Consider the following 24,814-nt stretch of genomic DNA (forward strand, 5'->3'; position numbering starts at 1 on the left):
GCCGTAATCAATTCCGGGGGGAACTTGATGACAGGGAACCTTGTCGAGTCCGTCGACCACACCGGTCTTCGCGTCACGGGTGGGGAGCGTCGCCGCTCGGTCGGCACGTCCGCGCCGATAGCGGCCATGGAGCTGTGCCGACTGACGATTCTTGCCCGGTCGGTGCAAGTGGATATGGCGCTTCCCACCGATGTGCCGATCGCGCTGATGATCCCGGGGATCGTCGATCTGGCGGGGAACCGAGCAGCGCGCGGCGAGGCTGCAGACACCGAGAGCCGTCGGCCGGCGGCATGGGTTCTTTCCAGAGTCGGTCAACCGCCGCTGGAGGCAACTCAGACGCTGAGCGACGCAGTAGTCCGCGACGGTGAACTTCTCGTCCTCGGCGATGCCGAATCTCCAGCCCCGCCACCGCTGTTCGACGACTTGATGCATGCCGTTGCGATGTCGGGAGCTACCGAGAGTCGACTGTGGACGCCCCGGACTGCCCGGTCGGTCGGGTTCGGTATCGCCGCTGTCGCACTTCTGATTGCCTGTTTCGGTCTTCTTCGAGAGCCGTTGTCTCGAGGTCCCGGGTATACCCCGGATATCTTCCTTGCTATCGCAGCTGCATTTGTCGGACTGATGTTCTTGGTCGCCGGCTCGATAGTCGGACGTGCCTACTCGGACGAGCGCACCGGAATTTTCTTGTCGGGATGCGCTCTGCCACTGGTGTTCTCCTCGGGTGTGCTTTTCGTCCCAGGTGCGCTGGGCGGTGCGCATCTGATGCTCGGCTCCGCGGTCGCGGGAGCAGTCGCTGTCCTTGCCCTCCGCCTCGGTGGACATGGCGGGGCATTGTTCACCGGTATTGCTGCGCTTTCAGGCATTGCTGTAGCAGCTTCTGCAGTGATGCTGTTCGGCTCTCTTTCACCGTCCGCAGTCGGTGCCGGCGCCACCGCGGTGGCGTTGTTGGGGCTGGCCGCTGCGCCGCGGATGTCGATGATGCAGGCGCGAATGCCACTGCCCCCGGTGCCGACCGCTGGTGCATCGCTCGACGGAGAGGGCGAGACGGATTCGAATTCCTTTCAAGATCTGGAGGACGTCTCACGCACTGCGCGTAGCTACCTCACCGGTTTCGTCTGCGCTTGTTCGGCTGCCGCGACCGTCGGTGCGTTCTGTGCAGCATTTTCCGGCCACCCGATTTCCGAGATCTATTGGCCGGGAGTCGTCCTGGCGTTGCTGACTGCGCTAGTACTCGTCCTTCGCGGTCGCACGTTCGCCGAACTCGACCATGCAGTCCCGGTTGTTGCTGCCGGTTCGATCATCGTTCTCGCCGTGTCGACGACATGGGTGTTTGCCATTCCCGATCGACCGATCATCCCCTTCGCGGCTGCCATCGGTGTCACCGTCATCGCACTCGTCTTCGGATCGTTCGTTCCCCAACGCGAATACTCACCAGTGCTCCGACGCGCCGGAGAACTCGTCGAGTACGCGGCGATCGCTGCGATCGTTCCCATCGTCTGCTGGGTCTGCGGCCTGTACGCGGCGATGCGCGGGCTGTGAAAGCCCTGACGCGACGGACGATGGGTGCGATCGGCGTCGCGGTCGTCGTGGCTGCATCCTTTCTCGGCGGCGGAGCGGCATCCGCGGACAGGCCGTTCGTCGACCCCGCGCTGCTCCCCGAACCGGCTCCACCTGCGCCACCGGAGCCAACCGAACAACGAAATCTCTGTGTGCCCGCTTCGCCCACCCCGGACGGCCCCGCCGTACCCGATGCACAGGGTGTACTCGATTTCCGTGCCGTGTGGCCGATCACGCGTGGTGCCGGTCAAATAGTCGCTGTCATCGATACCGGGGTCTCACCACACCCCCGACTACCCGGCCTCCGGCCGGGAGGAGATTATGTATTTACCGGCGACGGGTTGTCGGACTGTGATGCGCACGGAACTTTGGTAGCGGGACTCATCGCTGCACAGAGTGTCCCCGGCAGCGGTTTCGCCGGTGGAGCTCCCGACGCCCAAATTCTGTCGATACGTCAGTCCAGCAACGCATTTCAACGTGAGAGAACTGCAGGGGACGAGGAGGCGGAGACACCAGCTGACAACGCATCCGGATACGGCAACGTCATGACGATGGCGCAGGCCGTGCGCACCGCCGCAGATTCCGGCGCTTCCGTCATCAACATCTCCGAGGTCGCGTGCGTTCCGAGCGGTAGGGGGATCGCCGACGGGCCCCTCGGCGCGGCGATCGACTATGCCGCTCGCATCCGCAACGTGGTTGTCGTCGCGGCCGCCGGCAACACCGGCGGTAGCGGTGAAGCCCAATGTCGCAGTCAGAACCCTCCACCCGATCCAGCCGATCCCGATGCCGAGCAATGGGATCGAATCGCGACCATCGCCACCCCTGCGTGGTTCGACGAGCAGGTGTTGACCGTCGGATCGGTAGACCCGGACGGACGACCCTCAGCCTTCACCCTCGGTGGCCCCTGGGTGGACGTTGCAGCGCCTGGTACCTCGATGACCTCACTGTCCCCGACGGGCGGCGGTTTGACCAACGGCACAGTCGACGGGCAGGGCAATACTGTGCCGATCCAGGGCACCAGCTTCGCCGCTCCCCTTGTCTCCGCAGTAGCGGCGCTGATTCGGGCTCACCGGCCCGAGCTGACCGCGATGCAAGTGATCGAACGTATCGAGGCCACAGCGCACAAGCCCGCGGATGGCTGGAATCCACTGATCGGTCACGGAATCGTCGATCCACTCGCAGCCGTAACCGCACAAGTGGAAGGAATCGCATCAGCAGCCGCGGTGGACCCGGTGTCGATGCCGGCGCCCGTCGTACCCGACCCACCGGATCTTCGGCCACGGACGATTGCTACGACGGGATCCATCCTCGTAGGGGTCGTACTCCTACTGGGGTTGGGAATTGCGATGCCGCTTCGGCGCCGAAACCTCAGTGGTCACCCTGTCGGGAGGCGCGCCGCATCGGGATCGGGTCCAACACCGTCGTGAGCAGTCAGTGCCGCGGCACGACTCAATGTGGGCCCAGTGCCCAATAATCGAACGATCTGCCACGGCGCAGGGGCAGGAACACCAAGACCCAACGCATCGACGGCATCAGCGTCGGGCACGCCGAACCGAACTCCGGTATCGGCAACGAAGAACGACGCGTCCTGTCGCAAGCTCGTCGGTTCGATGCCGGTGGTCTGCACGAAACCACCGCTGCCAGGCTCGAGGTAGACCTCATCGGCAGCCGCTCCTCCCCCGTCTGCCTGCGCAAGACGCACCGGACGCGCCGAGCCGACGATAGGAAGAGTGCGCCCAGCCGACATGACCAACTGTGCAGTAGGACCACCGTCGGGGGCAGCCTGAGGAATCCACGTCGAACATCCGACCGGCTCGGCGGCCGTATTCACGATCTTCGGGGCCACCCGCGGATACATCTCGACCGGCAACCCTGTCACCGTCGGCGCCGAAGGCAACACGTCGGGGTTGAGGGAATCGATCTCGGGGCTGCCCTGTGAATCGGCAAACTTGATCAGCTGCGCCGTCGACTCCGTGATCGCCTGGATACCGTTTTCCAACACGACGTAATACCGAACGTCGACACCCGACACCTTCACGACCGAACCGATCGTCTTCCCCGCAATCGGGTAGGCCGGAATCTCGCCTGCACGCGCGATCGCCGGTGGGACGATCGCCGGCACCACAGGAACAGCATTCGCAAGTCCGTCACTGACACTCGACGGCCGCACGCCCTCGATCCCGAGTGCACGCACGACCGAGCGATCGCCCAGATCGATCAGTGCACGGACGCCGTCGTACACCAGGTACGTTCCGTCCGTCGTGCTCCAGAGGAAGGCTTCGCCGTCCTCGAGTGGACCGATTCTGTCGTCGTAGCGCGGGTCCCCCACCACTACGGTCGTACCGGCGACGGCACCCGTGGAGTCGAGCGTGTCGCACACGGTCCATGACTCCGGTGAGCCGGACTCCTCATGCGGCAGGCTCGACGGCGCTCCGGGTATCCCCACCAGCGAACCCCGATCGAGTTTGGCCAACTCGGATTCCTTGACGATGACAGGGCTGTCCGGGCTACCGACGATCAACCGCGCCGAGGCCAGATTCAGAACCGGATGAAACGCTTCCTCCACTCGGACGAACATCGCACCCGAGTCCTTCCCCACCGCGATCGTCGCGTCGCCGATCTTGTCCTGGGGCCGAAGCAATGCCAATGCGGCGCATCCGGCAAGACCCAGACACGCCACTACGAGGCCTACCGCCAACGCCCTCGATTGTGAGCGCATCGGATCGTGCAGCATCCGCACATCGCGACGCACCAAGGCGTGTTCCATCCGTCGGACGAGAAATCGATACCCGCCGACCTGCCACTTGGTTGTAGGCGTTGCCGCCACGAGACCCCCCTGCTGCGCTGCGGGCTCGATCCCCATACGAGCCCTTCCCGCGCGAAAGACTACAGCCCCCAGGCGAAGAGAAGCTCCTCCACGCCCGTGGCACCTGAAGAGGGCAGCGCGCGGGAAGAACCGGTACAGTCTCGGACACGAGTCGACGAGCTGCTCTGCTGCTCGACTACGTGGCCTTCGGGGGGAGGAAAAGTTAATTTTGTCTGCGCCAACACGTTCTCGCGGCAGATCTGGGTCGGGTGACAACCGTCAGATGTCCGCGCGTTCCTCGTTGTACTTCGTTTCACTGCGGATTCCCAGGATCGGCAGATTGGTCGGACTCGAGACAGTCCTTGCTGTCGGCGTGGCGATCGCGGTCGCGTTCGACGCCTCGCTTGCCGTCATCGTGTCGGTCGCCGCACCCGCAACGGCAGTTCCATTTCTGGTGATCGCCGGGCGGCCGGTCCTCGACTGGGCCACCACGGGGTCTCGTTACGCATCCCGTACGACATCGAATCCCGGTGTTACACGCGACTACTCGGAAGACGATGGTCGAGCAGCCGGAATCCACTGGCGCGGCGGAACCGTATCGTGTGTTCTCGAACTACACCCTCCCAGTGCGGCGATGACAAGGCTCGGCCGTGCGGAAGCATCCACCGATACCGGACTCGATCTCTCTGCACTGGCCGAGTGTCTTTCTCAGCACGATATTTCCGTGAGCAGCATCGACATCGTCGCTCACGGTATGCGAACAGCGTCGGGTACACCGGCAACCGACGTCTACGAACGATTGATCGGGCCGCTTCCAGCAGTCGCGACACGCACGGTGTGGGTCACCGTCACTCTGGAGATCTCGCACAATCGTGCTGCGATCGACGCGCGCGGAGGCGGCCTATTGGGGGCATCGCGTGCTGTGTGGGTCGCATCCGAACGGGTCGCCCGCGCCCTCGAGGCGAAGGGAATCAGTTCGCGGATGCTGGTGCGCAGCGAGATTCAGTCCACCGCTTCCCATATGTGTCGGGGTGTCGCCGCCAACCGTCTGACCGAGAACTGGGGATCCGCACCACTTCCCGGTGTGATCGACACCGGATTCGGGTTCGACTGTCGCAAAATCGACACCGCTGTCCTCACCGAGTTGTGGGCAATTCCGTCGCTGTCGACAACGATCGCGTTTCGCCTGACCCCGGGTTCGAACTCCAGCCGTGTGCGCATCAGTGGCGCATGCCGTTTCGTGAACCGTGGGGCCACTCCCCGACCCCATATCCCCGGTGCGGTGTCGATGAACGGGCGCCACCGTGAAGCATTGATTGCGTCCCTCCCACTCGCAATCTTCGCTCGTGGCCATGCAGAGCCTATCCGAGACCTTCCTTACGGCATCGTCGAGCGCCTGAACCTTCCGACCTCCGGGTGCGGCCAGCTTCTCGGGTCGGACACTGCAGGCCATGGCGTCGCAGCGCGGGTACATGGAAGAGGCATCGACACCGTGCTGGTGGCAGGTGAACTGTATTTGGCTCAGCAACTCGTATTTCGCGCACTGTCCACCGGCGCACGTGTTCTGATCAGATCCGATCGACCACATGCATGGGGCCCACTCGTCGACTCGATTGCGACACCGGACAGGCTACTCATCGACGGCGGCCCACCCCGAGGCACCGGAGGATTCGACGTACTCGTGCAGGATTTCGCCGACGCCGTCGTGGTGCCCGCGCGCTCGCGACCCGACGGCACCACGGTGATGACCGTGACCGAACGTCCACCTCGCGAACCGATGTCGGATCCAGACCTCTCCATCGTCCAACCCGGCGCCGCAGGTGACCGCATCATGGTTCGCGCAGGTCGAAACGAGACCGAGTTGATGCTCGTGACGATTTCCCAGGAAACCGCGTTCATCGGCAGGCCCCGCAGCGTGCGACGCCCTGCCGATCTCACTCAACCCGGATACGGAAACGCTCTCGACTGAACTTTCGATGCCGTTGCCCACCAATGCAATTGGCTCAACATACGGCCGGCAGCGTCGACCGCAGCACTGTCGTCGGTATGACCGCTCTCATCGAACGCGGTGCGTATCCGGTGAAAGCCGACACTGTCGCGGACCGCCACCATGTGCAACTCTGCCGCTACCTGACGCAGTTGCTCCGTTGCGCGCAGTCCTCCACCGAGTCCGCCGTACGACACGAATCCGATCGGCTTGCCCCTCCACTGATATTTCACAGTATCGAGTGCCGTCTTGAGCGCCCCAGGATATCCATGGTTGTATTCGGGCGTAACCACCACCACCGCGTCGGCCTCTCCGATCGCTGCTGCGAACGCCTCCCCTGCAGGAGACGGCGACAAGTCCGCGGGGAGCGCAGCATCCATCAGGTCGATCTTCGTAGCCACGACGTCGTTGCGCTCGGTAACGGTCCGCAAGAACCAATCAGCAACGACGGGCCCGACGCGTCCTGGTCGGACACTGGCTAGAACGACGGCAAGTCCGATCGGGTCCATGGTCACTGTGAAAGCCTAGTAGCCCCGGTTCCACCATCGACCGACCGATCGGCTAACAGCACCCGCCCGGCTGGATGATCGCCGAACGCACTTCGCGCGTCGCCCGGTTCCGCGCTACGAGGTCACCCTCGGCCGGATAGTCGACAGCCATCAGCGACAGTCCGTGCGCGGGCGCAACTGTTATTTCACTCGACCGCGATCGCGTGATCAGTAGCGCTTCGATCCACTCCGGAGTCCGACGACCTTCACCCACTGCTTGCATCGCGCCCACGAGACTGCGAACCATGGACCAGCAGAACGCGTCGGCGCTGACATAGGCACTGACGCGGTCTCCAGTGCGTTCCCAGTCGAATCGTTGGAGTTCGCGGACGGTGGTCGCGCCATCCCTGCGCTTACAGAATGCCGCGAAATCGTGCAGGCCCAGCAACCTCGACGATGCATCGCGGATCGCATCGAGGTCGATCTCTCGCGCCCATCCCACCACGCCTCGCACTTCGAGTGGGTCGACTCCGTAGCGAGCGGTACTGAACCTGTATTCGTAGTGTCGGCGAAGCGCCGAAAAGCGCGCATCGAAATCTTCCGACACGACCGAGATCGCCTTCACCCGAACATCGGTGGGCAAGAACCTCGCCATCCGGCGTACCAAACGCTCCGGCTCGTCGATACCACCGACGACATCGAAGTGTGCAACTTGCCCGAAAGCGTGCACACCGGCATCGGTTCGGCCTGCGACCGTCAGCTCGATGCGCTGCCTCAGCACGGTCGAAAATGCATCCTCCAGCACTCCGCATACCGTCCTGATGCCGGGCTGTCGTGCCCAGCCGGAGAAATCCGTGCCGTCGTAAGCGATGTCCAAGCGAAGTCGGGTGGCGGACCGCAAAGAAGCGGACCCGCCACCCTCGGAAGGAATGGCGGGTCCGCTTCGGTCGTGCATGAAACTCAAGAGGACTAGTCCTTCTTGGCTTCGGTTTCAGTCGACACAGCCTCGGCATCGGCGGCGTCCGACGCGTGAGCGTCGTTGTCCTCGATGCCATCGACTACAGCTTCGGCGTTTTCGACCTCGGCCTCGGTCGCGTCGGCCTCGACAGCCTCGACGACGTTGTCCGCGGCAGGTGCCTCGGCAGCTGGAGCAGCCTGCGAAGCCTTCACGCGACGAGCGCGATCTGCTTCGTTGGACACCGTCTGCTCGTTGACGAGCTCGATGATGGCCATCGGCGAGTTGTCACCCTTGCGGGGAACGGTCTTGATGATGCGCGTGTAGCCACCGTCGCGATCGGCGAAAAACGGCCCGATCTCGGCGAAGAGCTTATGTACGACATCTTTGTTGTTGATGATCTTGAGAACCTCACGACGATGAGCGAGATCGCCATGCTTCGCATGGGTCACGAGCTTCTCGGCGTGGGGACGAAGGCGCTTGGCCTTCGACTCGGTGGTGGTGATGCGGCCGTGCTCGAAGAGTGCCGTCGCGAGGTTGGCCAAAATGGCCTTCTGGTGCGACGCCGACCCGCCGAGACGGCGGCCCTTGGTGGGCTTGGGCATGTTGAATCTCCTAGTAAGAGCTCCAGCGAGCTGGTTACAGCTGTTCTGTCTCGGCGTAGTCCTGCTCGGCGCCTTCGCTTTCAGCGAAGGATCCGGCGTCGGTGTCGCTCCACGTACCCGTGGTGGCGTCGTATCCGGGCACGGTCGTCGGATCGAAGGACGCGGGGCTGTCCTTGAGTGAAAGACCAAGCGAATGCAGCTTGACCTTCACCTCGTCGATGGACTTCTGTCCGAAGTTACGAATGTCCAGCAGATCGGACTCGGTACGACCAACCAGCTCGCCGACGGTGTGAACACCCTCGCGCTTGAGGCAGTTGTAGGAACGGACTGTGAGGTCCAGATCCTCGATAGGGAGTCCGAAGGAAGCAATGTGATCGGCCTCGGCGGGCGAGGGTCCGATCTCGATTCCTTCTGCTTCGACGTTCAGCTCACGGGCGAGGCCGAAGAGCTCAACCAGGGTCTTGCCCGCCGAAGCGAGCGCGTCCCGCGCGGTGATGGAGTTCTTGGTCTCCACGTCGAGAACGAGCCGATCGAAGTCGGTGCGCTGTTCGACGCGAGTGGCCTCCACCTTGTACGTGACCTTGAGCACGGGCGAGTAGATCGAGTCGACCGGGATACGGCCGATTTCGGCGCCTGATGCCTTGTTCTGGACGGCAGGGACATAGCCGCGACCGCGCTCGACTACGAGCTCGATCTCCAGCTTGCCTTTGTCGTTCAAAGTCGCGATATGCAGATCCGGATTGTTCACCGTGACGCCGGCCGGAGGAACGATGTCGCCTGCGGTGACAGCGCCTGGGCCCTGTTTGCGGACGTACATGGTGACCGGCTCGTCCTCTTCGGAGCTCACGACGAGGCCCTTGAGGTTCAGGATTATGTCGGTGACATCTTCCTTTACTCCCGGAACAGTAGTGAACTCGTGGAGGACGCCGTCGATACGGATGCTGGTGACAGCAGCGCCGGGGATCGACGACAGCAGGGTACGGCGGAGCGAGTTGCCGAGTGTGTAACCGAAGCCAGGCTCGAGCGGCTCGATGACGAATTTCGAGCGATTGTCGGCGATGACCTCTTCGGTCAGCGTCGGGCGCTGTGAAATGAGCATTGTGTGTTCCTCCTGTACGGACGTCCGCTATTTGACGTCCAGGTATGGAGACGCATACGCATGTGAGCTTGTCGAAAGCTCACATGCGTGGTGCGTCTTACTTCGAGTAGAACTCGACGATGAGCTGCTCCTGGAGCGGCACATCGATCTGTGCGCGCTCCGGCACCCGGTGAACGAGGATGCGAAGACGGTTCGGAACTACCTGCAACCATGCGGCCACCGGACGATCCCCGTAGCTTTCACGAGCGATCTGGATCGGCAGTGTCTGCGCGGACTTCTCGCGGACATCGATGATGTCGTACTGCGAGACGCGGTAGCTGGGGATGTCCACTCGCTTGTTGTTCACAAGGAAGTGACCGTGGGTGACCAGCTGGCGTGCTTGACGGCGCGTGCGTGCCAGACCAGCGCGGTACACGACGTTGTCGAGACGCGTCTCCAGGATTGTCAACAAGTTCTCACCGGTCTTGCCGGGGCGACGGTTGGCTTCCTTGTAGTAGAGACGGAACTGCTTCTCCATCACGCCGTAGGTGAAGCGAGCCTTCTGCTTCTCCTGCAGCTGGAGCAGGTACTCGCTCTCCTTGATCCGCGCGCGGCCGTGCTGGCCGGGCGGGTAGGGACGACGCTCGAATGCCTGGTCGCCTCCAACAAGGTCAACGCGCAGACGACGAGACTTGCGGGTGATAGGACCGGTATAACGTGCCATTTTCTAAACCTTTCCTTCCCGCTAGACCCGACGCCGCTTCGGCGGACGGCAACCGTTGTGCGGCTGGGGGGTGACATCGGAGATGGTGCCGACCTCCAGGCCTGCGGCCTGAAGCGAACGAATAGCGGTCTCACGGCCGGAGCCGGGACCCTTGACGAACACGTCGACCTTCTTGACACCGTGTTCCTGCGCCTTGCGAGCAGCACTCTCGGCTGCAAGCTGGGCCGCGAACGGAGTCGACTTACGCGAGCCCTTGAAGCCCACGTGGCCCGAGGACGCCCAGGAGATGACGTTGCCTGCGGGGTCGGTGATCGAGACGATCGTGTTGTTGAACGTGCTCTTGATGTGAGCAGATCCGTGCGGGACGTTCTTCTTGTCCCTGCGACGCGTCTTCTGTGTCTTCTTAGGACCTGTACCGCGTGCTTTAGGGGGCATTACTTCGCCTTCTTCTTGCCGGCAATGGTGCGCTTGGGGCCCTTGCGGGTGCGCGCATTGGTCTTGGTGCGCTGTCCTCGGACGGGCAGACCACGACGGTGGCGAAGGCCCTGGTAGCAGCCGATTTCGATCTTGCGACGGATGTCGGCCTGAACCTCGCGGCGCAGGTCGCCCTCGACCTTGAGGGACTCCTCGATGTACTCGCGGAGCTTGCCCAGATCTTCATCGGACAGGTCCTTGCTGCGCAGGTCGGGATTGACCCCTGTCGCAACCAGGATTTCCTTGGAACGGGTACGGCCAACGCCGTAAATGTATGTCAGTGCGATCTCCATGCGCTTTTCGCGCGGAAGATCCACACCTGCGAGACGTGCCATGTGGCAATCCTTTTCGTGTCCGGAGGTCTGCTCCCAGTCCGTCCCCTGTGCCTCTGTACTGCCGAAAACAGATCCTTCTCGAAGCAACCGTCTTCTAAAACTCAGTGGGGCCCCGGCCTCCGTGCCGGGGGTATGCCGCGACGCGTATGTCGCGGTTGGTGCTGGGAGGTCATCTTCTAGCTATGTGCCAAGCAGAAAGCGAAATGCTCGGTGGTTATCCCTGACGCTGCTTGTGACGCAGGTTGTCGCAGATCACCATGACTCGCCCGTTACGGCGGATCACCTTGCATTTTTCGCAGATCTTCTTGACGCTCGGCTGAACCTTCACGTCGTTGATCTCCTGTGTGTAGCTCGTACGCGCCGGACCGTTCGCGAGGAGCGAATCCGACACGTCCGAGCATGGTTCTCTTCGACCGGACCTGGCCGAAGAAGCTCTTACTTGTAGCGGTAAACGATGCGCCCACGCGTGAGGTCATATGGAGAGAGCTCCACTACGACGCGATCCTCGGGAAGGATACGGATGTAGTGCTGCCGCATCTTCCCACTGATGTGAGCGAGTACCTTGTGGCCGTTTTCGAGCTCGATGCGAAACATCGCATTGGGCAAGGGTTCGACAACTCGGCCCTCTACCTCGATGGCGCCGTCTTTCTTTGCCATATCCTCCGCGATCCTGGCTTTGTACACCTGGTTGATTGCATATGTGATTCGTTTACCGTGATGCTCACGCCGCCGCTCAGCCGAGGCTGGCAACTTCAACTTTCAGAACCGGCAACATCGATTACACGAGCAGCAATTTCTATTGTCTGAGCTGGCAGTATCGGCCGGTCGACCGCTAGCGAACTTACGTAGGCATGCGAGCAACCGGCGCGCATGGCGCACCGTCGACCTATGTTACCGGCAAACCCTCACCAGGCCAAATGAGGTCATCCGTAAGTGAGCGAAAGAAGCGGAAATTCATCCGAGATGGCCTTGATAGGCTGCACCCAAGCGCCACGGAATCGAGACGCCCGCCACCAGAAGATCAGGTCGGTGAAGCCAAACGGAACCACTGCTACGCGGCGGCCGAAGCAATTCAGGGGCGCAGAGTCAGGATCCGGGGGCCGTCGTCCGTGACCGCAACGGTGTGCTCCCAATGCGCCGCTCGCGAGCCGTCAGTTGTCACCACTGTCCAATCATCGGACAGGATCTCGGTCTCGTAGGTACCTAGGGTGAGCATCGGCTCGATTGCCAACGTCGATCCCACAACCAGTTCAGGCCCCTTACCCGGAGCGCCCTCGTTCGCCAGGAACGGGTCCATATGCATTTCACGGCCTATGCCGTGACCGCCGTAACCGTCGACAATTCCGTAAGCGCGACCGTGAACCTTTTCCGCCGCGCGTGTTCCGTTCTCGATAGCGTGCGAAATGTCGGTGAGCCGATTGCCTGGGAGCATCGCCGCGATTCCAGCCTCCATCGACAGACGCGTCGCTTCGCTGAGCAACTCGTCGGCCTCGATGAGGTCTCCGATTCCGAACGTCCACGCCGAGTCGCCGTGCCAACCGTCGAGAACTGCACCGCAGTCGATCGAGATCAGATCTCCGACAACGAGGATGTCCTCGGCCGACGGGATACCGTGCACGACTCGGTCGTTGACGGACGAGCAGATACTTCCGGTGAACCCGTGATACCCCAGGAAGGAAGGGACCGCACCGGCGTCACGAATGACAGCCTCGGCAACCCTGTCCAATTCGAGGGTCGACACACCGGGCTTGGCCGCATCTCGCACGGCAACCAACGCTGAACCGACGATCGCGCCTGCTGCAGCCATCGCATCCAACTCGCCCGCGCTGCGGAACGGCACTACCTTACGTTTACGACCGAAAGCCATCAGTTGTCGAGATCCTCGATCGCCTTCAACGCACGTGCGCTGACTTCTTCGACCTCACCGATTGCATCGACGGTGAGGATCCGGTCCTTGTAGTAGTCGAGCAGCGGCGCCGTCTCATCGCGGTAGACCTTCAGCCGGTTACGGATGACGTCCTCTTTGTCGTCGGCGCGCCCACGGGAGAGCATGCGAGCAACCACGACGTCTTCGTCGACGACGAACGACAACACACCATCCAGCTCTGCACCCATATCGGCAAGGATAGTGACGAGCGACTCTGCTTGACCCACCGAGCGCGGAAATCCGTCGAGAAGAAAGCCGTTGACGGCGTCCGGTTCGGCCAAGCGACTACGAACCATATCGACGGTCAGCTCGCTCGGTACGAGGTCTCCGGCGTCGAGGTATTTCTTCGCCTCGATCCCGAGGGCGGTCTTCTCGCCGATGTTCGCGCGAAAGAGATCGCCGGTCGAGATGTGAGGTACACCCAGCTTCTCGGACAGGATCTCGGCTTGGGTGCCCTTGCCGGCACCGGGAGGACCAAGAAGAACAAGTCTCACTTGAGGAACCCTTCGTAGTTGCGCTGCATCAGCTGACTTTCGATCTGCTTCACGGTATCGAGGCCGACGCTGACCATGATCAGCACAGCAGTGCCACCGAACGGCAGGTTCTGTGCGCCGCCGGAGCTCCCGATGTCGAGGAACAGGTTGGGCAGCACGGCAATGGTGCCCAGGTAGATAGCGCCCGGCAAGGTGATGCGGCTGAGCACATAGTTCAGGTAATCGGCGGTCGGCTTACCCGGCCGAATACCCGGGATGAAACCACCGAACTTCTTCATCTCATCCGCACGTTCCTCTGGATTGAACGTGATCGCGACGTAGAAGTAAGTGAAGAAGACGATGAGTCCGAAGTAGATGGCAATGTAGACCGGATTCGCCGGGTTGACCAGGTACTCGTTGATGATTCGCTGCCACCAACTCGGGTCCGTCGCCGTGCTGGCGGAGGTGAGCTGTGCGATCAGGTTGGGCAGGTACAGCAGCGAGGACGCGAAGATCACCGGGATGACACCGGCCTGGTTGACCTTCAGCGGAAGATACGTCGACGATCCGCCGTACATCTTCCGGCCGACCATCCGCTTGGCGTACTGCACCGGAATTCGACGCTGCCCCTGCTCGACGAACACAACGCCGGCGATGATGAGGAGTGCAGCAACGCACACCAGACCGAATACGAGGCCGCCGCGGCTATCCAGGATGGACTTGCCTTCGGACGGGATGCGCGAGGCGATTCCTGCGAAGATCAGCAGCGACATGCCGTTTCCGACTCCGCGCTCGGTGATGACCTCGCCGAACCACATCACCACTGCAGCACCTGCGGTCATGACGAGGACGATGATGATCAGACCGAAAATGCTCTTGTCGGCAATGATGTCCTGCTGACAGCCCTGGAGTAGTTGGCCTCGGGACGCGAGAGCCACCAGACCGGTCGCCTGCAGGATCGCCAAAGCGATCGACAGATAACGCGTGTACTGGGTCATCTTCGCCTGGCCCGACTGGCCCTCCTTGCGGAGTTCCTCGAACTTGGGGATGACGACGGTCAACAACTGCACGATGATGCTCGCCGTGATGTACGGCATGATGCCGATCGCAAACACGGACAGCTGTAGCAGCGCGCCACCGGAGAACAGGTTGATCAGCGAGTAGATACCGGCTTGATCGCCGCCTGATACCTCATCGATGCACGCCTTGACGTTGGCGTAATCCACGCCTGGGGATGGGAGCGTAGCGCCGAAGCGATACAGGGCAACCAACCCGAGGGTGAAAAGGATCTTCCGTCTCAGGTCAGGAGTCCTGAGGGCCGACACGAAGGCGGAAAGCAAAGATCCTCCTGGCACGACTGCGTTGGTGGTAGGTGTCTGCGGAGCCGTTACCGGCCTCGGCGACACTCGACCATGGACTGCGAACAATATGTATCGTCCGCATGGAAAAGCACTTTCGTGAACTCTAGAACTCTAACAGTGTGCAGCAGTCGACCTGTCGGTCAGTCGCCGCCCTACCCGGCCGCCCGATGTAGAGATACCGGTGAGGCAGCGATGGCCGCAGCGTTGGCCCGTTAAGGCTTGTCGCTGCGGCCATCGACACACGATGAGCTCACTCGACCAAAGTCGAATGTGGCTAAACCTCGGTTACAGAACCGCCGGCTGCGGCGATCTTTTCCTTGGCCGAACCAGTGAACTTGTTGGCGGAGATATCGACCTTGACCGATATCTTGCCGTCGCCGAGCACCTTGACGGGCTCGTTCTTACGGACTGCACCCTTGGCGATCAAGTCAGCGAGGCTGACCTGGCCACCTTCGGGGAAGAGCCGCTCGATGTCGCGAAGGTTCACAACCTGAAACACGACGCGGTTGGGGTTGGTGAACCCCTTGAGCTTCGGAAGCCGCATCTGGAGAGGCATCTGCCCACCCTCGAAGCGTGCCGGCACGTTCTTGCGAGCGCCGGTTCCCTTGGTACCGCGACCTGCGGTCTTACCGCGCTTGCCGCCTTCACCACGGCCGACGCGAATCTTCGTCGACTTGGATCCGGGCGCTGGGCGCAGATGATGGAGTTTGATGGTCATGGTTAGACCTCCTCAACTGTTACGAGGTGGCGCACCTTGTTGACCAGACCGCGATTTTGCGAGTTGTCCTCGCGGAGGACCGTCTGGCGAATGCCTTTGAGTCCGAGAGTCCGCAAGGTGTCACGCTGTGTTGCGCGCTGGCCGATGGTGCTTCTGATCTGGGTGACCTTGAGCTGAGCCATTACTTGACCGCTCCTGCCTGTGCACGTGCACGCAGCATTCCGGCGGGTGCAACCTCTTCGAGGGTCAGACCGCGGCGAGCCGCGACTTCCTCGGGACGCTGCAGACCCTTGAGTGCTGCGACGGTGGCATGCACGACGTTGATGGCGTTGTCGCTACCGAGCGACTTCGACAGCACGTCGCGGATCCCAGCGCACTCCAGCACGGCGCGGACAGCACCACCGGCGATGACGCCGGTACCGGGGCTGGCCGGACGCAACATGACAACGCCTGCTGCCGCTTCACCCTGGATCGGGTGCGTGATGGTGCCAGCGATCATCGGAACGCGGAAGAAACTCTTACGAGCTTCCTCGACACCCTTCTGGATTGCTGCAGGAACTTCCTTGGCCTTGCCGTAGCCGACGCCGACCAAACCGTTGCCGTCTCCGACGATGACGAGGGCGGTGAAGCTGAAGCGACGACCACCCTTGACCACCTTGGAGACGCGGTTGATGGCAACCACGCGCTCGATGAAGTTCGACTTGTCGGCAGCGTTTCCGCCACGCGAGTTGTCGCGACGGTCACGACCACCGCGATTGTCACCGCGCTGGCTGTTGTCACCGCCGGCTGCGTTCGGGCCACTGTTCTGTCCGGCGGGGCCGCTTCCGCCGTCACGCCGTTGACGTCCCGGCATCAGGCTGTCCTTCCGTTTTCGGTCATTGTCATCATCAGAACGTCAACCCGCCTTCGCGAGCTGCGTCTGCCAGAGCCGCGATGCGGCCGCTGTAGCTGTTTCCGCCGCGGTCGAATACGACAGCGTCGATTCCAGCAGCCTTCGCACGGCTGGCGATGAGCTCGCCCACCTTGGCGCTGACGGCCTTCTTGTCGCCATCGAGTGCACGCACGTCGGCTTCGATGCTCGAGGCGCTCGCGAGCGTGCGGCCCGCAAGATCGTCGACCAGCTGGACGTGAATGTGACGCGAAGAACGGTTGACGACCAAGCGAGGACGCTCGGGCGTTCCGGAGATCTTCTTCCGAAGGCGGAAATGACGGCGTGCCTTCGACAGGCGACGCTTCGTCGACACGTCCGTGCCGCGCGGAGTGCGCTTCACGACGGCCGCTTTGTCTGCTGTTTGCTGGCTCATATCACTTACCCGTCTTCCCGACCTTGCGGCGGATAACTTCACCCTCGTAGCGGATGCCCTTACCCTTGTACGGGTCGGGGCGCCGCAGACGACGGACGTTGGCCGCGATCTGGCCGACCTTCTGCTTATCGATGCCGATGATGGTGAATCGCGTAGGCGACTCGACCGTGAACGTGATGCCTTCAGGTGCTTCGATCAGCACTGGGTGGCTGTAACCGAGCGCGAACTCGAGGTCCTTGCCCTTCACCACAACGCGGTAGCCGACGCCGTGGATCTCCATCTTGGTGGTGTAACCGTTGGTGACACCGGTGATGAGGTTTGCGACCAGCGTGCGCGAAAGGCCATGCAGCGAGCGACTACGACGATCGTCGTCCGGACGGGTGACAGCGAGAGTGCCATCTTCCGACCGAGCAATCTGAATGGGTTCGGCGATCGTCAACTCGAGGGCACCCTTGGGGCCCTTGACTGCGATGTTCTGCCCGTCGATCGTGATGTCAACGCCCGCGGGGACCGTGACCGGCAATTTTCCAATACGTGACATGGTGGTGGCCTCCCCTACCAGACGTAGGCGAGGACTTCTCCGCCCACACCCTGCTTGGCCGCCTGACGCTCCGTAAGCAAGCCTGTGGACGTGGAGATGATCGCCACGCCCAGGCCGCCGAGAACCTTGGGCAGATTGGTGGATTTTGCGTATACGCGAAGACCGGGCTTCGAGATACGACGGATGCCTGCGAGGCTGCGCTCGCGGCTGGGTCCGTATTTGAGGTCGACGATGAGGGTCTTGCCCACCTCGGCGTCCTCGGTGCGGAAATCTGCGATGTAGCCCTCGCGCTTGAGGATGTCGGCGATATTCGCCTTCAACTTCGAGTGGGGAAGCTTCACCTCGTCGTGGTACGCCGAATTGGCGTTGCGCAGACGGGTCAAGAAGTCTGCAATTGGATCGGTCATCGTCATGGTGTGACCTGTGCACCTTTCTCGTAGCGGTTCCCATGCAGCACGCGCGAGCTGGTGCCCCGTACAGGGCCTGACTCGTCACATCGTGGGCCTACAGCGAAGTGAACATGTCCTGACCGACTGTTGCCGGTCAGGGGTTGCGCTCCTGGCAATGCATCACTGCACTGCCAGGTGTTACGAGCTTCCGTGTAGGAGAACTCGAGGTTTGCGTTCGCTATTGCAAGAACTCGCGTGCAGGCACGACGAAGCCCGGGCAACCGCTCTAGTGTAGGGAACCGGGCGTCATTCTCAAAATCGGTCGTGGTACAGGACTCGAGGACACCAGCCGAGATCGATACGGAAGGGACAGTGAGTTCGCCGGATCCATGCGGCGTCATCGCCGGAGTCGGAGGTGTCAGTGCGATCGTTGCCGGATTCACATACAACAAAACGAGCGTGGGTCCCAGTTCAGGGACCCACGCTCGTCAACGTGATGTGATGAGGCCCGAGGGCCTCAGATCACCAGGAGCTCTTGCGAACGCCGGGAAGTTCTCCAGCGTGTGCCATCTCGCGAACACAGATTCGGCACAGGCCGAACTTGCGGAATACTGCGCGGGGACGGCCGCAGCGGTTGCAACGTGTGTAACCTTGCACCGCGAACTTCGGCTTCTTGTTGGCCTTGTTGACCAATGCCTTCTTCGCCATGGACTCAGTTCTCCTTGAACGGGAAGCCGAGGTGCTTGAGCAACGCACGGCCTTCTTCGTTGTTGGTTGCGGTGGTCACCACGGTGATGTCCATGCCGCGCGGACGATCGATCTGGTCCACGTCGATCTCATGGAACATCGACTGCTCGTTGAGGCCGAACGTGTAGTTTCCGTTGCCGTCGAACTGCGTGCCGGAGAGGCCGCGGAAGTCCCTGATTCGGGGAAGGGCAATGGAGGTCAGCCGGTCCAGGAATTCCCACATGCGGTCGCCACGAAGTGTGACGCGGGCGCCGATGGGCATACCTTCGCGGAGCTTGAACTGAGCGATGGACTTGCGAGCCTTGCGGATCTCCGGCTTCTGACCGGTGATCGCTGCGAGGTCGGCAACTGCACCGTTGATCAGCTTGGCGTCACGGGCGGCGTCGCCGACACCCATGTTGACGACGACCTTGACCACACCGGGGATCTGCATGACGTTCTCGTATGCAAACTCGGTGTTCAGGGCGTCTTTGATCTCGGCGCGGTAGCGCGCCTTGAGGCGAGGCTGTACGCCCGCGGTGTTCTCAGTGGTAGTCATCTCAGATGTCCTTCCCGTTTTTCCGGGAAATCCGAACGCGCTTGCCGGTCTCCTCGTCGGTCCGGTAACCCACACGCGTCGGGTTTCCGTCCGAATCGACTACTGCAACGTTCGATACATGGATCGGGGCTTCCTGCGTGACGATGCCGCCCGAAGACGCGCCACGCTGATTGGAAGAGACCGCAGTGTGCTTCTTGATGCGGTTGACGCCCTCGACGAGAACCTTGTCATTGTCCGGGTAGGACTGAATGACCTTGCCCTTCGCACCCTTGTCTTTGCCTGCGATCACGAGAACGGTGTCGCCCTTGTGCACCTTCATTTACAGCACCTCCGGGGCGAGCGAAACGATCTTCATGAACTTCTTTTCGCGCAGCTCGCGGCCGACTGGGCCGAAGATGCGGGTTCCACGAGGATCGTTGTCCGGCTTGATCAGCACGGCTGCGTTCTCGTCGAAACGGATGTACGAGCCATCCGGACGGCGACGCTCCTTGACGGTGCGGACGATGACGGCCTTGACGATCTCGCCCTTTTTGATGTTTCCACCGGGAATGGCATCTTTCACCGTAGCTACGATGATGTCGCCGATTCCGGCGTAGCGACGTGACGAGCCACCGAGAACGCGGATGCAAAGGATTTCCTTCGCGCCCGTGTTGTCAGCGACGCGTACTCGCGACTCCTGCTGAATCACTAACTTCTCCTAGACCTGGATTTGCTTACGCGGCGGATTTCCGTCCCGACGCGCGCGGTCGGCTACCAGGGCGGCAGTGGCACGAAGACACACCGCTGCCTCAGGCAACCGGTCAAGTGTAGGGGAAACGGCCGAAAGAGTCCAAATCGGCGAGTCCGAAAAAGGCAACTCGTTGCGCGAAGTGAAACGGACCACCGGTATGGTTTTGCGATGTGTATGCGCATCGCAGGAGCGAATCGGTGACTGCGGCATGACGACTGGGCACGTCGACACTTGGGGTCTCCCCCTCGATCGAGCTGTCTGCCTCGTGGGCGCACCCGGAGATGCGATCGCCGTCGCACTCGAGTATCTGCCGGACACGGCTCCCGCCTTGATTCGAGTTCATGTCGAGCCGAGGGATCGCCAGTCCGCTGTGATCGAGCAGGTGCTCTCGGCCTTGACTGTGATCGCGATCGAACTGTTTCCCGCATGGTTACCCGACGCATCGTCGATCACCGGTCGCAGCTCGCTGGATTTCGCAGCGGTTCGGATCCACGCACGTCATCTGGCCGCGAACAGCGATCACTACGGCCCGTTCCTGGCGGATCTCGCCGAGCGATCCCTCGGCAACAATGCAATGGGACGTCCGTTCTGCGACGCCGAGGTGGCGGAAGGCCTGGCCGGCATCCTCGGGGCCAGTTGGCAACGTGCACAGGTCGCGCTTCTGCTGGATTCGAACGAGCAGTCATCGACGCAGCAACATGCCCTCGCAGCTGCGTCGGAGTGGTTGGCCGCCCGCGGGTTCGCCGTGTGGCTCGTCGACAATCCACTGCCCGCCGTCGACCGCCTGTCCAGCGTGTTCGTGACGTTGCCACGGGAACTGCTCGACGTGGACGACACCGGCCAGCGCTCTCGAACGAGGCCCACGGTCGAGTATTGGGCCGTCACTGGAAGGCCTCACCCGGGTAGTGACGTCGAGAAACGCGTCGACCGCGAGCTTTCCAAGCATTCGTGGGCCACGAATCGGCGACTCAATCACCCTTTCCAGTACAACGACATCGCGCAGAAGTACTTCCTCGACATCGTGTGGCTCGAAGACTTGTTCGCCGTCGAGTTGGACGGTCACGAACATCGGTCCGCCTGGAGTAGGGCAAAGGACGACAAGCGTGACGAAATTCTTCGTGGCGTGGGCTTCGAGATTCTGCGTATTCCCAACGAGCGCGTGCATGCAGACGTATGGCAGGTTGTCGACGAGATACAGGCTGCGCTATACCGACACCGCATCATCCGTGACTCCGATCCGAACACACTTACTGCCACGAAAGAAGGATCACTCCAGTGACAACCGAGCTGACATTCGTCGAACGAACCACGCTGCTCGTACTGATGGCGGAATCTCGGCCACTGAAGCTCACGGAGTTGAGGACCCTGGGCTCCGAACTGAGCGCCAAGTCGCGGGACAAGCTGCTCGGGGCCGAACTGATCGGGGTCGAGAAGGTCGGCCGCGGAATTGTTGTCGACCTCACGGACAAGGGATGGGCCCGCGGAAGCCAGGAGTTCGGGGCTCCCGCCCCGTCTCAGGCCAGCCGCAGCGGCGGCAAGACTTTGTACACCCTGCTGCGCGCGATGCGCCGATACTTCGATCGCGTCGGGATCGAACCCAATGACGTGTTCTTACCCGCAACAGCGGACACAGCACAGAAGGGCACGGACCCTGAAAACCTGGTTCGCGACAGTTATCACCGCCTTGCCAGTGAACCGCGTGCATGGGTGTCGCTGACGCGACTTCGCGAAGCCCTGCGAACCATGGATCGATCGGTGCTGGACGCGGCGCTGAGTTCGCTCTACCGCGCTCAGGAGATCAACCTGATCCCCGAAGCCAACCAGGCGACCTTGACCGATGACGACCGCACAGCAGCACTCCATATCGGCGGCCAGTCACGACACATGATGAAGATCGACCGCTGATGACGATGGACGCCGAGCAGTACGCAGCACTCTCCTCCATTCAACTGACCTGGGCCCCCACCCCCGACGACGTCTGGCGTACCAACGAACTTCACGTCGATGGAATGAACGAGAACTCACTGAGCAGCGTCATGCGCTCGTTCGACGAAGCTGACAAGCGCTCGACCTCGAAACCGCTGGGCGTGGTGATTCAGGGAGCCGCCGGGTCGGGAAAGACTCACATGTTGGGCCAGGTTCGTGACAAGGTTCAAAGCGCCGGCGGTTACTTCTTCCTGATCGAATTGCTCGACGAGAAAGTTTTCTGGGACTCGGTCCTCCACGGAATACTCACCGACATCGAAAGACCGACACCAGGTTTCGACAGCCAACTCGAGAAGCTCCTCTGGGATCTCGGAACCGACGTCGGACTCGGCCGCATGGAATGCCGGGCTCTGCAGGGCGAGCGCACCGTCAGCCCCGATTTGATATCGCAGTTCATCGATCGACTGCGTCGCAAGTACCCGGACCTCAAACAAGCACGTCACACACTGCGGGCACTGGTGTTGGCAGCGAGCGCTGACTTCGACCTGCAGGATCTGGGCGACGCGTTCCTGCGGTCGAACGATGCACTCGACCACGAGCAGCGGACGTACTGGGGTCTCCCCAACGCCGTGCTGACCTCACAACAAGTGGCCGTCGATATTTCGTGGCTGCTTTCGCTGAGTGCGCCCACAGTCGTTGCTGTCGATCAGATCGACACCCTCATAGCGCAGTCACGCATGCAGAGTGATCCGAAAGGAGTATTCACAGCAGAGCAGGGCACCCAGCTCGACAATATCGCTCACGGCCTGATGGGGTTGCGGCAGAACCTCGTTCGTACCGTTGCTGTCATTTCACTGCTACCCAGTGCGTGGACTTTCATTGCCGACAACACGGTCGAGTCGGTGAAAGACCGCTTCCACGTAGCCGAGTCGCTGCATCAGATTCCAACGAGAGAGATCGGCGTCGAGATCGTCGCCAAACGCTTCGCCGCTCGATACGAACAGGCTGGATTCACTCCTCCACATCCGACGTGGCCCATCGCGCCCGAAGCATTCGACGATGTGAATCTCTACAATCCGCGCACACTGCTGCGCAGCGTGGACGATCACATCCAAATTTGCCTACGCAACAACGACATCACCGAACTTACGACTCTGAACCCACCCGTCCCGGTAGTGGTAATTCCACCCGCTCCCCCAGGCGATTTCGTAAAACTCGATGCCCGATTCGCGGAGTTGCTTGCCGTGGCCGATTTCTCTGCACTCGACGCCGACGACGAGGACGACACGGTGCCCTCACTGCTCGGTGCTGGACTCGATGCCTGGATCACCGAAACCGGCACCGTCGAGCACAAATTCACCCGCGACGCCGAACCCGGGCGCAAACCGTCCCTACACGGACGGATACGACGCGTCCTGGACGACGTCACGGACGACCAAGAGCACTGGGGATTCCGCGCGATTGCTGCCAAGAATCCGATCTCCGTCCAGAACAGGATCCAAAAGGCCTGTACTGCTGCTGGATTGACACAGGGAACCGAGAAGCGACGACTGGTGATCCTCCGGTCTGCGCCCTGGCCGAGTGGGCCCAAGACCGCAAAGACGGTGCAAGCCTTCGAGGATGCGGGCGGGATCGTCGTCTCCTTCACCGAAAGCGATGTCCTCGCGCTGTCCGCGTTGAAAGCCCTCGCCGCCGAGAAGGACGAGAACCTGCAGGCGTGGCTGGTTGCCAGGCAACCGGCCCACGAGATCGCTCTGTTCCGCGACGTACTTCCGAAGACGCCGGTGCTCGACGAAGCAGCGGGAGCGAATACCGTCGTTCACCAACCTGCTACCGACCCCGGCCTGTTTCCTGCCCACGAAGTACGACCGGCCGAGCAGTCGCCTGCACCGGCGCCGCCACCACCGATCTCGGACACGGCAATTCCGTTGGGAACACCGACAGATGGCGGTCCCGAGGTCAGCGTCGAACTGGAGACACTGCGCAAGCACACCGCCATTTTCGCCGGTTCCGGGTCCGGCAAAACGGTTCTCATCCGTCGCCTTCTCGAGGAGTGCGCGCTCAAAGGCGTCTCGGCAATCGTGCTCGATCCCAACAACGACCTGTCGAGGCTGGGCGTCGAGTGGCCCAGCGGTAGTCGCAACTGGACGGGCGACGACGAAGCCAAGGCCTCGGACTATTTCTCCAACAGTGAGGTAGTCGTGTGGACTCCTCGTCGTAGTGCCGGTCGAGCACTGAGCTTTCAGCCTTTGCCGAATTTCGCGGAGGTCATCGACGATCCCGATGAATTCGATTCCGCTGTGGAGAGCGCCTTGTCCTCGTTGGCTCCGCAGGCAATGGCATTGGGAGGGACGGCCAAGAGTCGACAGATGATGGCCGTGCTTCGCCAAGCGCTGGTCGACTTCGGCCATCGTTCGCAGGGAAGTCTGGACGATTTCATCGACCTCCTCGAGAATTTTCCGGACGGCGCCAGCACCCTCAAGAACGGTGTGAAAATCGCTGCCGACCTGGCAGAGAACTTGAAGGCGTCCACGACTACCGATCCCCTGTTCGGCGGTGCGGGATCATCGGCAGATCCAGGGATGTTGCTCACTCCCCGCGCAGGTAAGAGCGCACGAATCTCGGTCATCAACATGTCGGGGCTGACGACGGCATCGCAAAAGGAGAACTTCGTCAATCAGCTTCAGATGGCACTGTTCGCATGGATCAAGAAGAACCCGGCCGGCGATCTGCCGCTCGGGGGGTTGTTCGTGCTCGACGAGGCTCAGAACTTCGCCCCATCGGACCGAATGACGATCTGCCTCCACAGCACTCTCGCGCTGGTGTCGCAGGCCAGAAAATACGGATTGGGGATGGTCTTCGCGACACAGGCACCGAAGGGTCTCAACAACAAGATCCCAGGAAACTGTGGCACGCAGTTCTACGGTCGACTCAACGCACCGGTACAAATCGAGGCTGCCAAGGAAGTTGCGCGGGTCAAAGGCGGATCAATTCCCGACATCGGCAAGCTCCCCGCCGGCGAGTTCTACGCAGCGGTCGAGGAGTCCTCGTTCGTACGCACCAAAACCAGGCTCTGCCTGTCGTATCACCCGAAGAGTCCACCGACCGAAGAAGAGGTCATCCAATTGGCGCGAGGATGAGGTAACCGGAC

29 protein-coding genes are annotated in these 24,814 nt (G+C 61.7%); 6 read left to right on the forward strand and 23 right to left on the reverse strand.

The window, feature by feature from the left end; all coding sequences use genetic code 11:
* Positions 1-27 precede the first annotated feature (27 nt).
* Positions 28-1,539 (forward strand): type VII secretion integral membrane protein EccD, encoded by a 1,512-nt coding sequence (gene eccD, locus ABIB36_RS12510; protein ID WP_354559318.1) that lies wholly within the window; start codon positions 28-30, stop codon positions 1,537-1,539.
* Between the two features lie 5 nt (positions 1,540-1,544).
* Positions 1,545-2,984, forward strand: coding sequence for a type VII secretion-associated serine protease mycosin (gene mycP / locus ABIB36_RS12515; protein WP_373270557.1), 1,440 nt, complete (start codon positions 1,545-1,547; stop codon positions 2,982-2,984).
* Here mycP and eccB read toward each other — a convergent pair.
* Positions 2,933-4,384, reverse strand: coding sequence for a type VII secretion protein EccB (eccB, locus tag ABIB36_RS12520; protein ID WP_354559682.1), 1,452 nt, complete (start codon positions 4,382-4,384; stop codon positions 2,933-2,935). The two genes, mycP and eccB, sit on opposite strands and share 52 nt — an antisense overlap.
* A gap of 262 nt (positions 4,385-4,646) precedes the next feature.
* Between eccB and eccE the strand changes: the two genes are divergently transcribed.
* The gene (gene eccE / locus ABIB36_RS12525) at positions 4,647-6,332 is read left to right on the forward strand and encodes a type VII secretion protein EccE (protein WP_354559317.1); all 1,686 of its coding nucleotides are present in this window, start codon (positions 4,647-4,649) and stop codon (positions 6,330-6,332) included.
* On the opposite strand, the gene ABIB36_RS12530 is transcribed toward eccE, so the two are convergent.
* From ABIB36_RS12530 to rplN, 22 genes are all read right to left on the reverse strand, one after another.
* Positions 6,302-6,859, reverse strand: a complete 558-nt coding sequence (locus ABIB36_RS12530; RefSeq protein ID WP_084348509.1) for an NADPH-dependent FMN reductase — start codon at positions 6,857-6,859, stop codon at positions 6,302-6,304. The genes eccE and ABIB36_RS12530 overlap by 31 nt on opposite strands.
* Before the next feature lie 52 nt (positions 6,860-6,911).
* Positions 6,912-7,802, reverse strand: coding sequence for a tRNA pseudouridine(38-40) synthase TruA (truA, locus tag ABIB36_RS12535; protein WP_502944874.1), 891 nt, complete (start codon positions 7,800-7,802; stop codon positions 6,912-6,914).
* Positions 7,803-7,807: 5 nt separating this feature from the next.
* The gene (gene rplQ / locus ABIB36_RS12540) at positions 7,808-8,398 is read right to left on the reverse strand and encodes a 50S ribosomal protein L17 (protein ID WP_088943014.1); all 591 of its coding nucleotides are present in this window, start codon (positions 8,396-8,398) and stop codon (positions 7,808-7,810) included.
* Positions 8,399-8,432: 34 nt separating this feature from the next.
* Entirely contained in the window at positions 8,433-9,497 is a 1,065-nt protein-coding gene (locus ABIB36_RS12545; protein WP_084348463.1) for a DNA-directed RNA polymerase subunit alpha, read from the reverse strand.
* Positions 9,498-9,594: 97 nt separating this feature from the next.
* Entirely contained in the window at positions 9,595-10,200 is a 606-nt protein-coding gene (gene rpsD / locus ABIB36_RS12550) for a 30S ribosomal protein S4 (protein ID WP_084348464.1), read from the reverse strand.
* 21 nt (positions 10,201-10,221) lie between these two features.
* On the reverse strand, positions 10,222-10,635 hold the full coding sequence (gene rpsK / locus ABIB36_RS12555; protein ID WP_084348465.1) for a 30S ribosomal protein S11: 414 nt from the start codon (positions 10,633-10,635) through the stop codon (positions 10,222-10,224).
* Positions 10,635-11,009 (reverse strand): 30S ribosomal protein S13, encoded by a 375-nt coding sequence (gene rpsM / locus ABIB36_RS12560; RefSeq protein ID WP_084348466.1) that lies wholly within the window; start codon positions 11,007-11,009, stop codon positions 10,635-10,637. Before rpsM ends, rpsK begins: the two co-directional genes overlap by 1 nt.
* Positions 11,010-11,223: 214 nt before the next feature.
* A complete protein-coding gene (rpmJ, locus tag ABIB36_RS12565) occupies positions 11,224-11,337 on the reverse strand; it encodes a 50S ribosomal protein L36 (protein ID WP_025347279.1) in 114 nt (37 codons plus the stop codon).
* Positions 11,338-11,444: 107 nt separating this feature from the next.
* Positions 11,445-11,666 carry a translation initiation factor IF-1 gene (gene infA, locus ABIB36_RS12570; RefSeq protein WP_005140011.1) on the reverse strand — a complete coding sequence of 74 codons (222 nt, stop codon included), beginning with the start codon at positions 11,664-11,666 and terminating at the stop codon, positions 11,445-11,447.
* Positions 11,667-12,081: 415 nt separating this feature from the next.
* Complete coding sequence (map, locus tag ABIB36_RS12575; protein ID WP_084348467.1) at positions 12,082-12,876, reverse strand: type I methionyl aminopeptidase; 795 nt, start codon at positions 12,874-12,876, stop codon at positions 12,082-12,084.
* Positions 12,876-13,430: an adenylate kinase gene (locus ABIB36_RS12580; protein ID WP_084348468.1), complete on the reverse strand. Its 555-nt coding sequence runs from the start codon at positions 13,428-13,430 to the stop codon at positions 12,876-12,878. The genes map and ABIB36_RS12580 overlap by 1 nt, the downstream gene beginning before the upstream one ends.
* Positions 13,427-14,749: a preprotein translocase subunit SecY gene (gene secY, locus ABIB36_RS12585; RefSeq protein WP_084348469.1), complete on the reverse strand. Its 1,323-nt coding sequence runs from the start codon at positions 14,747-14,749 to the stop codon at positions 13,427-13,429. Before secY ends, ABIB36_RS12580 begins: the two co-directional genes overlap by 4 nt.
* A gap of 295 nt (positions 14,750-15,044) precedes the next feature.
* Positions 15,045-15,488: a 50S ribosomal protein L15 gene (gene rplO / locus ABIB36_RS12590; protein ID WP_084348470.1), complete on the reverse strand. Its 444-nt coding sequence runs from the start codon at positions 15,486-15,488 to the stop codon at positions 15,045-15,047.
* A gap of 2 nt (positions 15,489-15,490) precedes the next feature.
* Positions 15,491-15,670 carry a 50S ribosomal protein L30 gene (gene rpmD / locus ABIB36_RS12595; RefSeq protein WP_084348471.1) on the reverse strand — a complete coding sequence of 60 codons (180 nt, stop codon included), beginning with the start codon at positions 15,668-15,670 and terminating at the stop codon, positions 15,491-15,493.
* Complete coding sequence (gene rpsE, locus ABIB36_RS12600) at positions 15,670-16,341, reverse strand: 30S ribosomal protein S5 (protein ID WP_088943009.1); 672 nt, start codon at positions 16,339-16,341, stop codon at positions 15,670-15,672. The genes rpmD and rpsE overlap by 1 nt, the downstream gene beginning before the upstream one ends.
* Positions 16,342-16,375: 34 nt before the next feature.
* Positions 16,376-16,792 (reverse strand): 50S ribosomal protein L18, encoded by a 417-nt coding sequence (gene rplR / locus ABIB36_RS12605; RefSeq protein ID WP_354559316.1) that lies wholly within the window; start codon positions 16,790-16,792, stop codon positions 16,376-16,378.
* Between the two features lies 1 nt (position 16,793).
* Complete coding sequence (rplF, locus tag ABIB36_RS12610) at positions 16,794-17,333, reverse strand: 50S ribosomal protein L6 (RefSeq protein ID WP_084348474.1); 540 nt, start codon at positions 17,331-17,333, stop codon at positions 16,794-16,796.
* A 14-nt stretch (positions 17,334-17,347) separates the two neighbouring features.
* Positions 17,348-17,746, reverse strand: coding sequence for a 30S ribosomal protein S8 (rpsH, locus tag ABIB36_RS12615; RefSeq protein WP_084348475.1), 399 nt, complete (start codon positions 17,744-17,746; stop codon positions 17,348-17,350).
* 498 nt (positions 17,747-18,244) lie between these two features.
* On the reverse strand, positions 18,245-18,430 hold the full coding sequence (locus tag ABIB36_RS12620) for a type Z 30S ribosomal protein S14 (protein ID WP_084348476.1): 186 nt from the start codon (positions 18,428-18,430) through the stop codon (positions 18,245-18,247).
* A gap of 4 nt (positions 18,431-18,434) precedes the next feature.
* On the reverse strand, positions 18,435-19,007 hold the full coding sequence (gene rplE / locus ABIB36_RS12625; RefSeq protein ID WP_084348477.1) for a 50S ribosomal protein L5: 573 nt from the start codon (positions 19,005-19,007) through the stop codon (positions 18,435-18,437).
* Between the two features lies 1 nt (position 19,008).
* Positions 19,009-19,326 carry a 50S ribosomal protein L24 gene (rplX, locus tag ABIB36_RS12630; RefSeq protein WP_084348478.1) on the reverse strand — a complete coding sequence of 106 codons (318 nt, stop codon included), beginning with the start codon at positions 19,324-19,326 and terminating at the stop codon, positions 19,009-19,011.
* Positions 19,327-19,695 (reverse strand): 50S ribosomal protein L14, encoded by a 369-nt coding sequence (gene rplN, locus ABIB36_RS12635; RefSeq protein ID WP_084348479.1) that lies wholly within the window; start codon positions 19,693-19,695, stop codon positions 19,327-19,329. It abuts the gene before it with no gap.
* A 250-nt stretch (positions 19,696-19,945) separates the two neighbouring features.
* Between rplN and ABIB36_RS12640 the strand changes: the two genes are divergently transcribed.
* From ABIB36_RS12640 to ABIB36_RS12650, 3 genes are read left to right on the forward strand one after another with little or no spacing between them, the layout of a single operon-like run.
* Positions 19,946-21,016, forward strand: a complete 1,071-nt coding sequence (locus tag ABIB36_RS12640; RefSeq protein WP_354559315.1) for an endonuclease domain-containing protein — start codon at positions 19,946-19,948, stop codon at positions 21,014-21,016.
* Positions 21,013-21,642, forward strand: a complete 630-nt coding sequence (locus ABIB36_RS12645) for a hypothetical protein (RefSeq protein WP_354559314.1) — start codon at positions 21,013-21,015, stop codon at positions 21,640-21,642. The genes ABIB36_RS12640 and ABIB36_RS12645 overlap by 4 nt, the downstream gene beginning before the upstream one ends.
* The gene (locus tag ABIB36_RS12650; protein WP_354559313.1) at positions 21,642-24,803 is read left to right on the forward strand and encodes a helicase HerA domain-containing protein; all 3,162 of its coding nucleotides are present in this window, start codon (positions 21,642-21,644) and stop codon (positions 24,801-24,803) included. The genes ABIB36_RS12645 and ABIB36_RS12650 overlap by 1 nt, the downstream gene beginning before the upstream one ends.
* The last annotated feature ends 11 nt before the right edge of the window (positions 24,804-24,814 follow it).

It is taken from the genome of Rhodococcus sp. UYP9, assembly GCF_040547235.1.
Taxonomy (GTDB): domain Bacteria; phylum Actinomycetota; class Actinomycetes; order Mycobacteriales; family Mycobacteriaceae; genus Rhodococcoides.

Excerpts from the sequence above, each read along its gene's own strand:
- eccD (WP_354559318.1), top strand. The coding sequence starts at position 28 with ATGACAGGGAACCTTGTCGAGTCCGTCGACCACACCGGTCTTCGCGTC.
- eccE (WP_354559317.1), top strand. The coding sequence starts at position 4,647 with ATGTCCGCGCGTTCCTCGTTGTACTTCGTTTCACTGCGGATTCCCAGG.
- ABIB36_RS12530 (WP_084348509.1), bottom strand. The coding sequence starts at position 6,859 with ATGGACCCGATCGGACTTGCCGTCGTTCTAGCCAGTGTCCGACCAGGA.
- rplQ (WP_088943014.1), bottom strand. The coding sequence starts at position 8,398 with ATGCCCAAGCCCACCAAGGGCCGCCGTCTCGGCGGGTCGGCGTCGCAC.
- ABIB36_RS12545 (WP_084348463.1), bottom strand. The coding sequence starts at position 9,497 with ATGCTCATTTCACAGCGCCCGACGCTGACCGAAGAGGTCATCGCCGAC.
- rpsD (WP_084348464.1), bottom strand. The coding sequence starts at position 10,200 with ATGGCACGTTATACCGGTCCTATCACCCGCAAGTCTCGTCGTCTGCGC.
- rpsK (WP_084348465.1), bottom strand. The coding sequence starts at position 10,635 with ATGCCCCCTAAAGCACGCGGTACAGGTCCTAAGAAGACACAGAAGACG.
- rpsM (WP_084348466.1), bottom strand. The coding sequence starts at position 11,009 with ATGGCACGTCTCGCAGGTGTGGATCTTCCGCGCGAAAAGCGCATGGAG.
- infA (WP_005140011.1), bottom strand. The coding sequence starts at position 11,666 with ATGGCAAAGAAAGACGGCGCCATCGAGGTAGAGGGCCGAGTTGTCGAA.
- map (WP_084348467.1), bottom strand. The coding sequence starts at position 12,876 with ATGGCTTTCGGTCGTAAACGTAAGGTAGTGCCGTTCCGCAGCGCGGGC.
- rplO (WP_084348470.1), bottom strand. The coding sequence starts at position 15,488 with ATGACCATCAAACTCCATCATCTGCGCCCAGCGCCCGGATCCAAGTCG.
- rpmD (WP_084348471.1), bottom strand. The coding sequence starts at position 15,670 with ATGGCTCAGCTCAAGGTCACCCAGATCAGAAGCACCATCGGCCAGCGC.
- rpsE (WP_088943009.1), bottom strand. The coding sequence starts at position 16,341 with ATGCCGGGACGTCAACGGCGTGACGGCGGAAGCGGCCCCGCCGGACAG.
- rplR (WP_354559316.1), bottom strand. The coding sequence starts at position 16,792 with ATGAGCCAGCAAACAGCAGACAAAGCGGCCGTCGTGAAGCGCACTCCG.
- rplF (WP_084348474.1), bottom strand. The coding sequence starts at position 17,333 with ATGTCACGTATTGGAAAATTGCCGGTCACGGTCCCCGCGGGCGTTGAC.
- rpsH (WP_084348475.1), bottom strand. The coding sequence starts at position 17,746 with ATGACGATGACCGATCCAATTGCAGACTTCTTGACCCGTCTGCGCAAC.
- ABIB36_RS12620 (WP_084348476.1), bottom strand. The coding sequence starts at position 18,430 with ATGGCGAAGAAGGCATTGGTCAACAAGGCCAACAAGAAGCCGAAGTTC.
- rplE (WP_084348477.1), bottom strand. The coding sequence starts at position 19,007 with ATGACTACCACTGAGAACACCGCGGGCGTACAGCCTCGCCTCAAGGCG.
- rplX (WP_084348478.1), bottom strand. The coding sequence starts at position 19,326 with ATGAAGGTGCACAAGGGCGACACCGTTCTCGTGATCGCAGGCAAAGAC.
- ABIB36_RS12640 (WP_354559315.1), top strand. The coding sequence starts at position 19,946 with ATGACGACTGGGCACGTCGACACTTGGGGTCTCCCCCTCGATCGAGCT.
- ABIB36_RS12650 (WP_354559313.1), top strand. The coding sequence starts at position 21,642 with ATGACGATGGACGCCGAGCAGTACGCAGCACTCTCCTCCATTCAACTG.